The organism is Geodermatophilus sp. SMS 5-13 (genome assembly GCF_059428245.1).
Genome location: NZ_CP165729.1, coordinates 5,858,266 through 5,867,746 on the forward strand (window position 1 = coordinate 5,858,266; position 9,481 = coordinate 5,867,746).

Below are 9,481 nucleotides of genomic sequence, written 5' to 3' on the forward strand. Positions count from 1 at the left end.
CGTGGCCGCGCCCCGCGGCGGTTCGGCTGCCGGAGAACCGGTCAGGGACGACGGGACCGGCCCGGCGACCCGGCAGCGCGCGGCGGCGCGGCCGGTCGACACAGCTCGTCGAACGCGTTCAGCCGGCGGCTCGGCCAGAAGGCCTCCAGCTCGGCGACGCGCACGGACGGAGCTTGCACCTTCAACCAGCCGTTGCGCCAGGCCGGTGATCCGAGACAGCTGGTTCGCCCGCCGAGCGACACGTTTCCACGAAATAGTTTGCAAATAAGTCTTTGCAAACTAATCTTGCGGCATGGCCATCCGCCGCAAGGAACTCGACGCCGCCTCCCTGAAGGCCCTCGCGCACCCGCTGCGCGTGCAGATCATGCGGGTGCTGGATCTGCGCGAGCAGGTGAGCGTGACCAGCCTGGCCGAGGAGCTGGGCGAGTCGACGGGCGCGGTCAGCTACCACCTGCGCCAGCTGGCCCGGCACGGCCTCGTGGAGGAGGGCGATCCGGAGGAGGGCGACCAGCACGCCGTCGGCCGCCGCCGTCGGCTGTGGCGCATGGCGGTCGACGAGATCCACATCAGCGGCACCGGGTTCATGTCCGATCCGGACACCAGCGAGGCGGCCGGCTTCCTGCTCCGTGAGTTCGAATCGAACCGCAGCCGCCGGCTCGCCCACTGGTTCGCGACCGCGACGCAGTGGCCGGAGGAGTGGCAGAAGGCCTCCAGCGACATGGACGGCACGCTGACCCTCGACCCCGCTCAGACCCGCGCGATGGCCGACGAGCTCAAGGCGGTCATCGACCGGTACCGCGAGCTGCCGCCCGGCGACGGCGCGCGGCACGTCGACGTCCAGTACGCCGTCTTCCCCACCGCCGAAGGAGAACTGTCGTGAGCGGGCTCGGCTCGAACTTCTGGCGGCTCTACGCGAGCAGCGCGACGTCCAACCTCGCCGACGGGATCGGCCGGGTGGCCCTGCCGCTGCTGGCCGCCTCCTACACCCGCGACCCGGTGCTGGTCTCGGGCCTCACCACCTTCGCGTTCCTGCCCTGGCTGCTGTTCGCGCTGGTCAGCGGCGCGCTGGTGGACCGCGTCGACCGCCGGCACGCGATGTCGGCGGCCAACGCCGTCCGTGCGCTCTCCCTCGGCGCCCTGGCGTTGCTGGTCGTGCTGGACGCCGGCTCGGTGGTCGCGCTGTACGTCGTCGCCTTCCTGCTCGGGACGGCGGAGACGGTCTACGACAGCGCGACGCGGGCGCTGCTGCCGCAGGTGGTCGGCCGGCAGGACCTCGACCGCGCCAACAGCCTGCTCACCGTCGAGGAGTCCCTCGGCCAGCAGTTCGTCGGCTCACCGGCCGGCTCGGCGCTGTTCGCCCTGGCCGTCGCGCTGCCGTTCGGGCTGAACGCGGCCGGGTTCGCCGTCGCCGCGGTGCTGATCCTCACCGTGCGCGGGGTGCGCCGGCCGGAGCGGGCGGCCGGGCCGACCTCCGTGCGCGCGGACGTCGCCGAGGGCGTCCGCTGGCTGTGGCACCACCGCCTGCTGCGCGGGTTCACGCTCGTCTCGGGTGCCACCTGCCTGACCAACAGCATGATCAACGGCGTCCTCGTGCTGTACGTGCTCGAGGTGCTGCACGTGCCCACGGCGCGCTTCGGCTGGTTCGTGCTCGCCGGCGGCGTCGGCGCGCTGCTCGGCGGGATCGTGACGCCGATCGTGGGCCGGGTGCTCGGCCGCGTCCGGGCGCTGACGGCCGGCGCCACCGTCAGCGCGGTCGCCGTCCTGCTGATGGGCCTGGTCGACAACGGCTACGTGGGAGCCGGGCTGCTCGCCACGTCGGCCGCCGGGATCATGGTCTGGAACGTGCTGACCATGTCGCTGCGGCAGACGCTCATCCCCGCGCACATGTTCGGCCGCGTCCAGGGCGCGTACCGCACGGTCGTCTGGGGAGCGATCCCGGTCGGCGCGCTGGCCGGTGGCGCTGTGGCGCACGTGCTCGGGATCTCCGCCGTCTTCGTCGTCTCCGGTGCGGGGCTGCTGGTCCTGGCCGGTGTGCTCTGGCTGCTGCTCCGGGCGCACGCCGACGAGCTGACCGACGAGGCGCTCGCCGGGCAGGAGCCCGAGCCGGTGCCGGTCGGCTGAGCCGCCGGCACGAGGGCGAGACCGGCGGTCTCGCCCTCGTGGCGGATCAGGCCTTGATGATCGCGGCGACCGGGCCGCCGCCGGACGGGCCCTGGTGGACGGCGGCGACCGACACGAACACCGCCGGGTCGCCGGTCACCGACGCGGCGACGCCGCCGACGGTGGCCTTGATCTGCCGGTGCCAGAAGACGTCGGAGTCGTCGAGCATCGCGTTGCGCCGGCCGCGGACGTAGCCGGTCGGGTCGGCCTCGCACTTGAGGAAGACGTTGACCAGCCGGTCGCCGAGGTCGCTGACGTGCGGGCGCTCGGGCAGGTCGAGGCCGGCCTGGCGGATGGCGTCCCAGATGCCGTCCTGGTCGAGGGAGTCCTTCATCACCGAGTGACCGATCCGGTAGTTGCCGCCGTGCCCGCGGGCGTTGCCGACCACCACGATCTGCGCCCGGTCCAGCTCCACTCCGGACGAGCAGGACGCCACCGAGGAGTACAGCGACAGGTCGCGCATGACCTGCTTCTGCTCCGGCAGCTCGATCTCGCCCAGTGCCACCGCGATTCCCAGCGCTGTGGTCGCGTTCGAGAGGTCCATCGAGCCGTGCGGCTCGTCGTAGTAGGTGTCCTTGCCGCGCGAGTGCGCGTCGCGGATGGTCTCGATGGTCAGCAGCGGCGTCTTGGTCTGCACGTAGTGGACGTCGGCCGGGTCGGTGATGCCGGCCTCGGCCATCGCGCGGCGCACGCCCTCGGCGACCTTCTCCACCATGGAGATGCGGCCGATGTCCTCGGGCAGCAGGACGTCGCTCATCGCGTAGCCGACGGTCAGCCGCGGCTCGTCGGTCTTCTCGACGGCGTCCTCCGGCAGCGTCGCGAAGATCGTCGCGTGCGGGCTGATGACGCCGTCCGTACCGCCCGACCACACGATCGGGATCTCCCCGACCTCCTCCTTAGACCGGCTGCCCTTCTCGAGCAGGACCTCGCGGAAGGCGCGGTCGGCGATGATCCGGGTGTAGTCGTTGACGCCGCCGTTGCCCTCGGTCTTGCCGATGACGGCGATGACCCGGTCGGCCTCCATGACGCCGTCGTCGATCAGCTTGGCGAGCTCGGAGGCGTCGCTGACGTTGTGCAGCGGGACCTTGCGGACCTCGATCGGTGCGGGCACGGCTTACCTCTCTCTATGCGGTGAGGACGGTGCCGGCGTCGTCCCCAGCGACGGCGTCGGCGATGTGCTCGAGGGACGTGATGACGGCGCGGGTACCGCCCCGCTCGATGAAGCGCAGCGCGGCCTCCACCTTGGGGCCCATGCTGCCGCGCGCGAACTGGCCGGCCACGGCGTGCTCGCGCAGCTCGGCGGCGGTGACCCGGCCGAGGGGCCGCTGGCCGGGCCGGCCGAAGTCGACCATCACGTTGGGGACGTCGGTGGCGATGACGAGGGTGTCCGCCCCCAGCTCGTGCGCCAGGATCGCCGCGGTCAGGTCCTTGTCGATGACCGCCTCGATGCCGCGCAGCGCGTGTGCCCCCGCCCGGCCCTCCGGGGAATCGTCCACGACCGGGATGCCGCCACCACCGGCGCAGACGACGACGAACCCGGCGCCGGCCAGCGCGGCGATGGCCGGGTAGTCGACCACGGACCTCGGTTCCGGCGAGGCGACCACGCGCCGCCAGCCGCGCTCGCCACGGTCCTCCCAGATCTGGCCGTGGGCGATGAAGCGCTCGGCCTCCTCCCGGGACACGAAGCGGCCGACCGGCTTGGACGGGTCGCGGAAGCCGGGGTCGTCGGCGTCGACGAGCGTGCGGGTGACCAGGCCGGCGGTCCGCTGGGAGAGGCCGCGGGCCTGCAGCGCCGCGTCGAGCTCGTCGGCCAGCGTGAAGGCGATGGTCGCCTGGGTCTGCGCGACGTTCCAGTCCAGCGGGACCGGCGGGACGACGTGCGCCGCCATCTCGTTCTTGACCAGGAGGTTGCCCACCTGGGGACCGTTGCCGTGCGTCAGCACCACCTCGGCGCCGGTCGCGACGACGTCGGCGATGTGGGCCGAGGCCGCCGCGATCGCGTCCCGCTGCGCGCCCGGCGTGGCCGAGCCGTCGGGCCCGGTCATCGCGTTGCCCCCGAGGGCGATCACGACCCGTCCACTGCTCACCCCGCGGAGCCTAGCGACGTTTCTCTTAGCGGTGAAGTAGTTGTCCGAGATGAGAAAGCGCCCGGAGTTGTCGTCGGTTCGCGGCAGACTGCGCCGCATGGCGAACTGGCGGGAGTTCGAGAAGGAAGCGCCCGACCTGGCCACCCGCGTGCGGCAGGCGTTCGGCCGCGGGAAGCACGCGACCATGGCCACCCTCCGGGCCGACGGGTCCCCGCGCATCAGCGGGACCGAGGTCGAGTTCAGCGACGACGGCGCGCTCCGGCTGGGCTCCATGCCCGGGGCGGTCAAGGCGCGCGACCTGCTGCGCGACCCGCGCGTCGCGCTGCACAGCCCGACCGCGGAGCCGGGGGAGGGCGGCGCGGACTGGCCGGGTGAGGGCAAGGTGGCGGGGCGGGCGGTCGCCCGGCCGGACACGAAGGACGGCGCCCACGTGTTCGACCTCGACCTGCACGAGGTGGTCTGGACCGGCCTGGACGAGACCCGCAGCCTGCTGGTCATCCAGTCGTGGCACCCCGAGCGCGGCGTCGAGGAGCGCCGCCGGAAGTGATCCGCGCGCCGGCTCAGCCGGGCTCGGCCGGCGGGTCCTCGCCCGCCGACAGCGCCTTCTGCGCCCACGCGACGTCGTGCCAGCGGCCGTGCTTCCAGCCGATGCCCCGGTAGACGCCGATCGGCTCGAACCCCAGCGCCCGGTGCAGGCCCTCGCTGGCGGGGTTGGGCAGGGTCATGCCGGCGACGGCGGTGCGGAAGCCGCGGCCGGCCAGGCGCACGAACAGCGCCTCGTAGAGGGCGCGGCCCGCGCCGCTGCGCCGCCGTCCCTGCTCCAGGTACACGCTGACCTCGCAGGACCACCGGTAGGCCGCCCGCTCCTTGTAGGGGCCGCCGTAGGCGTAGCCGACCACCCGGCCGCCGTCCTCGAGCACCACCCAGGCGTGGTTCTTCTGCGCCCTGGTGATGCGCTCGGCCATCTCGGCCGGCGTCGGCGGCTCGTACTCGAAGGTGATCGCGGTGTCGGCGACGTAGGGGGCGTAGATCGCCGCACAGGCAGCGCCGTCCTCGACGGTTGCGTCCCGGATACCGCTCACCGGCGCCAGAAGTCGAACCGGTCGCGGCCGGGGCGGAAGCCGGCCGCCTCGACGATGTCGACCGCGAGGTCGAAGCGCTGGCCGACCGAGCGCGGCTGGTGGGCGTCGCTGCCGAAGCTGATCGCGTCCCCGCCCTCCTCGCGGAACCACCGCACCAGGTCCACCGAGGCCAGCGGGCTGCTCGTGTTGACCTCGAGCGCCCGGCCGGTGCCGGCCAGCGCCCGGAACACCGCCCGGTACTCCTCCTCGAAGTCCTTCTCGACGAACCGGTCCGTCCCGCCGGGCCAGTAGCGGCGCGGGAAGTCGACGTGCGCCAGCACCTGGAAGACGTCGCTGGACTCGATCATGTCCACGACCTCGGCGAGATAGCGGCGCATCGTGCCGTCGGGGTCGGACCACAGCAGCCGGGTGACGCCGACCAGGTGACCGCCCAGCTCCAGCGAGTGCAGCGAGCCGAGGATCCGGTCGACCGGCGACTGCTCGAGGTGCCGGCCGAGGCTGGCGGCGAACAGGTGCGGCTCGCCGGCCTCCACGCCGGACCAGATCCGCAGCTCGGGGAAGCGCTCGCGGCACTCGGCGATGTCGGCGAAGTAGCCCTCGACGTCGATCGGCAGTTGCTGGCCGGGGTGGCGGCCGAGCATCCCCGAGGTCGTGGCGCGGTCCTCGTCGTGCCACACGGTGAAGTCCAGGTGCTCGGTGAACGCGATCGCCGGCAGGCCCTCGGCGACCGCGCGCGTGCAGGCGCTGATCATCGAGGCGGAGTCGGCGGTGTCCCACGACCACTCGGTGTGCACGTGGTTGTCCGGCGGTCGCATCACCGCCGATTCTGCCCCTTCTCCACAGGGCGCCGCGCGGGTGTCCCGGTTTCGTCGGCCGCGCTGCCTACTGTCGTTCTCCGTGAGCACCGCCGTGGCCCCCTCCGGTCTGTCCTCCTCCGTCGGCGAGGAGGCCCTCGCCGTCCTCCGCGAGCTGACCGGCCGTCCCGACGCCGTCTTCCGCGAAGGGCAGGACGCCGCGGTCGCCGCGCTGGTCGAGCGGTCGCAGCGGGCGCTGGTCGTGCAGCGCACCGGCTGGGGCAAGTCGGCGGTCTACTTCGTGTCCACCGCGCTGCTGCGTCGCCGCGGCACCGGCCCGACGCTGCTGGTCTCGCCGCTGCTCGCGCTGATGCGCGACCAGGTCGCCGCGGCGTCGCGGGCCGGCATCCGGGCGGTGGAGATCTCCAGCGCCAACGCCACCGAGTGGGACGACGTCGCCGCGCGCCTGGCCGCCGACGAGGTGGACGTGCTGCTCGTCTCCCCGGAGCGGCTGACCAACCCGCGCTTCCGCGAGGAGCAACTGCCCGACCTCGTGCGCCGGTGCGGCCTGCTCGTCGTCGACGAGGCGCACTGCGTCTCCGACTGGGGACACGACTTCCGGCCCGACTACCGCCGGATCCGCGACCTGCTCGGCTCGCTGCCGCCCGGCACCCCCGTGCTGGCCACGACCGCGACCGCGAACGAGCGGGTGGTCGCCGACGTCGCCGAGCAGCTGGGCGCCGGCGGGGTCGAGGTGACGACGGTGCGCGGCCCGCTGGCCCGCGACTCGCTGCGCCTCGGCGTGCTCCGACTGCCCACGGACCGTGCCCGGCTGGCGTGGCTGGCCGCGCACCTCGGCGACCTGCCGGGCAGCGGGATCGTCTACACCCTCACCGTCGCCGCGGCCGAGGAGACCGCCGCGCTGCTGCGCGACGCCGGCTACGACGTACGCGCCTACACCGGCCGGCTCGACGACGCCGACCGGAAGGAGGCCGAGGAGGCGCTGCGGGCCAACCGGGTGAAGGCGCTGGTCGCCACCTCGGCCCTGGGCATGGGCTTCGACAAGCCCGACCTCGGCTTCGTCGTCCACCTGGGCGCGCCGTCGTCGCCGGTCTCCTACTACCAGCAGGTCGGCCGCGCGGGCCGCGCCGTCGAGTCGGCCGACGTCCTGCTGCTACCCGGGCCGGAGGACCTCGCGATCTGGCAGTGGTTCGCGACGTCGTCGATGCCGCGGGAGGACCACGCCGCCGCGGTGCTGCAGGCGATGGCCGACGGCAAGGCGTGGTCCGTGGCGCGGCTGGAGACCGTGGCCGACGTCCGCCGGTCGCGGCTGGAGCTGCTGCTCAAGGTGCTGGCCGTCGACGGCGCGGTGGAGCGCGTGCAGGGCGGCTGGCGCTCGACCGGGCAGCCGTGGGTCTACGACGGCGACCGCTACGCCCGCGTGCACCGCACCCGGGAGGCCGAGCAGCGGGCCATGATCGCCTACGCGAAACCCGTCGACGACGGGCGGTGCCGGATGGCCTTCCTGCAGGAGGCGCTGGACGACCCCACCGCTGCTCCGTGCGGACGCTGCGACGTCTGCGCGGGTCCCTGGTACCCGGTGGACGTGCCGGCGGGCGCCGCCGAGGCCGCGGCGGCCGTGCTGGACCGGCCGGGCGTGGAGCTCCCGCCGCGGGCCCAGTGGCCGACCGGCGCCGACCGGCTGGGTGTCGAGGTCAAGGGCAAGATCTCGCCTGACGAGCAGCTGGCGCCCGGCCGGGCGGTCGCCCGGCTCACCGACCTGGGCTGGGGGCAGCGGCTGCGCAGCCTGCTCGGGGACGACGGCGTCGGCGGGGTCGTGGACCTCGAGGCGCCCGGCATCGAGGAGGACCCGGACGCCGCCTTCGACGTCCCGGTCCGGCGGTCGGTGTCGGACCTGCCTCCGGACGACGACCTGCTGGCCGCCTGCGCCCGGGTGCTCAAGGGCTGGGACTGGGCCGAGCGCCCGGGGGCGGTCGTCGCGATGCCGTCCCGACGCCGGCCGCAGCTGATCGCGGGCGTGGCCCAGGGGCTGGCCCGGATGGGTCGGCTGCCGTACCTGGGGTCGCTCTCCCTCGCCCACGGCGGGCCCACGGGCCAGCCGGGCGGGAACAGCGCCTTCCGGCTGGCGGGGGTGTGGGGACGCATCGTCGTCGGTCCGGAGCTCGCCGAGGGGCTGCTCTCGATCGGCCCCGCGCCGGTGCTGCTGGTCGACGACCTCGCCGACTCCCGGTGGACGATGACTGTCGCCGGCCGTGAGCTGCGCCGGGCGGGAGCCGGCGCGGTGCTCCCCTTCGCGCTCGCCCTGACCGCCTGACCACCTGTTCTCCACAGGTTTTCGCACACATGTGCGAAACCGGGGTAGCGTGCCGGCATGACGCTCGCGCACCAGCCCTCGATGTGGGACCTCGCGGAGGAGGCCGCGCTCACCCCGCTGGCCGGCTCCGTCGTCCGCCACGAGCTGAGCCGCGGCGCCTGGGTGGACCACCTGCCGGGCTGGGTGACCGGCTCGGACGCCGTCCTCGACGTGCTGCTCGGCGACATCGGCTGGCGGGCCGACCGGCGACAGATGTACGAGCGCGAGGTGGCCGTCCCCCGGCTGCTGCGCTGGTACGCCGGCCACGAGAGGCTGCCGCACCCGCTGCTCACGGACGCGCGCGAAGCCCTGAACCGCTACTACGCGGAGGAGCTCGGGGAGCGGTTCGTCACGGCGGGGATGTGCCTGTACCGGGACGGGCGGGACAGCGTCGCCTGGCACGGCGACCGCATCGGGCGCGGCCGCTCCCAGGACACGATGGTGGCGATCGTCTCCTTCGGCTCACCCCGACCGCTGATGCTGCGCCCGGCCGGGGGCGGGGGTCCCAGCCTGCGGTTCCCGCTGGGGCACGGCGACCTCGTCGTGATGGGCGGTTCGTGCCAGCGCACCTGGGAGCACTGCATCCCCAAGACGGCCAAGCCGGTGGGGCCGCGCGTCAGCGTCCAGTTCCGGCCCACCGGCGTCCTCTGACCGGGACGCCTTCGCGACAGGGAGGCCGCACGCCGGCGGGCGTTGTGAAAGGTGTTCCACCGGGTGCTCCAGAGGTCCCCGTGAGGCGTGGCCCGGCTCTCATTCGAACCCGAACAGGGCGGCCCACCTGCGGCGTCGCGTCTCCTGTCCCGCTGGACACCGGGGCCGACCGGGACCCCTCGTGCAGAGGGTGTTCGGAGTCGTGTACCTTCGTCTTCGTTGCGCCGCGGGGCCCGAAAGGGCCTCGGAGAAACCCCCCGGGTGAACATCTCCGAGAGCGGCGTACAGTGGGAAAAAGTCGCCAGTGACGAAGCCCGAGAGGGTATAGTTGTT

General features: G+C 73.6%; 9 protein-coding genes. 5 read left to right on the forward strand and 4 right to left on the reverse strand.

The annotated features are described in order from the left end of the window. The first annotated feature begins 292 nt into the window (after positions 1-292). Positions 293-880, forward strand: coding sequence for an ArsR/SmtB family transcription factor (locus tag AB3388_RS28385; RefSeq protein ID WP_495408691.1), 588 nt, complete (start codon positions 293-295; stop codon positions 878-880). Beyond that, positions 877-2,121, forward strand: a complete 1,245-nt coding sequence (locus tag AB3388_RS28390; RefSeq protein ID WP_495408692.1) for an MFS transporter — start codon at positions 877-879, stop codon at positions 2,119-2,121. Before AB3388_RS28385 ends, AB3388_RS28390 begins: the two co-directional genes overlap by 4 nt. A gap of 46 nt (positions 2,122-2,167) precedes the next feature. Here AB3388_RS28390 and bar read toward each other — a convergent pair whose 3' ends face one another. Together bar and AB3388_RS28400 are read right to left on the reverse strand one after the other, a co-directional pair. Beyond that, on the reverse strand, positions 2,168-3,271 hold the full coding sequence (gene bar, locus AB3388_RS28395) for a barbiturase (protein WP_495408693.1): 1,104 nt from the start codon (positions 3,269-3,271) through the stop codon (positions 2,168-2,170). Between the two features lie 13 nt (positions 3,272-3,284). Then, positions 3,285-4,247, reverse strand: coding sequence for a carbamate kinase (locus AB3388_RS28400; RefSeq protein WP_495408694.1), 963 nt, complete (start codon positions 4,245-4,247; stop codon positions 3,285-3,287). A 97-nt stretch (positions 4,248-4,344) separates the two neighbouring features. Here AB3388_RS28400 and AB3388_RS28405 point away from each other — a divergent pair, with 97 nt between their 5' ends. Then, positions 4,345-4,794, forward strand: a complete 450-nt coding sequence (locus AB3388_RS28405; RefSeq protein ID WP_495408695.1) for a pyridoxamine 5'-phosphate oxidase family protein — start codon at positions 4,345-4,347, stop codon at positions 4,792-4,794. Between the two features lie 13 nt (positions 4,795-4,807). Here the strand turns inward: AB3388_RS28405 and AB3388_RS28410 are convergent, their stop codons facing one another. Together AB3388_RS28410 and AB3388_RS28415 are read right to left on the reverse strand one after the other, a co-directional pair. Further along, positions 4,808-5,329: a GNAT family N-acetyltransferase gene (locus AB3388_RS28410; RefSeq protein ID WP_495408696.1), complete on the reverse strand. Its 522-nt coding sequence runs from the start codon at positions 5,327-5,329 to the stop codon at positions 4,808-4,810. Beyond that, on the reverse strand, positions 5,326-6,144 hold the full coding sequence (locus AB3388_RS28415; RefSeq protein WP_495408697.1) for a PHP domain-containing protein: 819 nt from the start codon (positions 6,142-6,144) through the stop codon (positions 5,326-5,328). The genes AB3388_RS28410 and AB3388_RS28415 overlap by 4 nt, the downstream gene beginning before the upstream one ends. Before the next feature lie 82 nt (positions 6,145-6,226). Between AB3388_RS28415 and AB3388_RS28420 the strand changes: the two genes are divergently transcribed. Next, positions 6,227-8,458 carry a RecQ family ATP-dependent DNA helicase gene (locus AB3388_RS28420; RefSeq protein ID WP_495408698.1) on the forward strand — a complete coding sequence of 744 codons (2,232 nt, stop codon included), beginning with the start codon at positions 6,227-6,229 and terminating at the stop codon, positions 8,456-8,458. A 57-nt stretch (positions 8,459-8,515) separates the two neighbouring features. Next, positions 8,516-9,148, forward strand: coding sequence for an alpha-ketoglutarate-dependent dioxygenase AlkB (locus AB3388_RS28425; RefSeq protein WP_495408699.1), 633 nt, complete (start codon positions 8,516-8,518; stop codon positions 9,146-9,148). Positions 9,149-9,481: the final 333 nt, after the last annotated feature.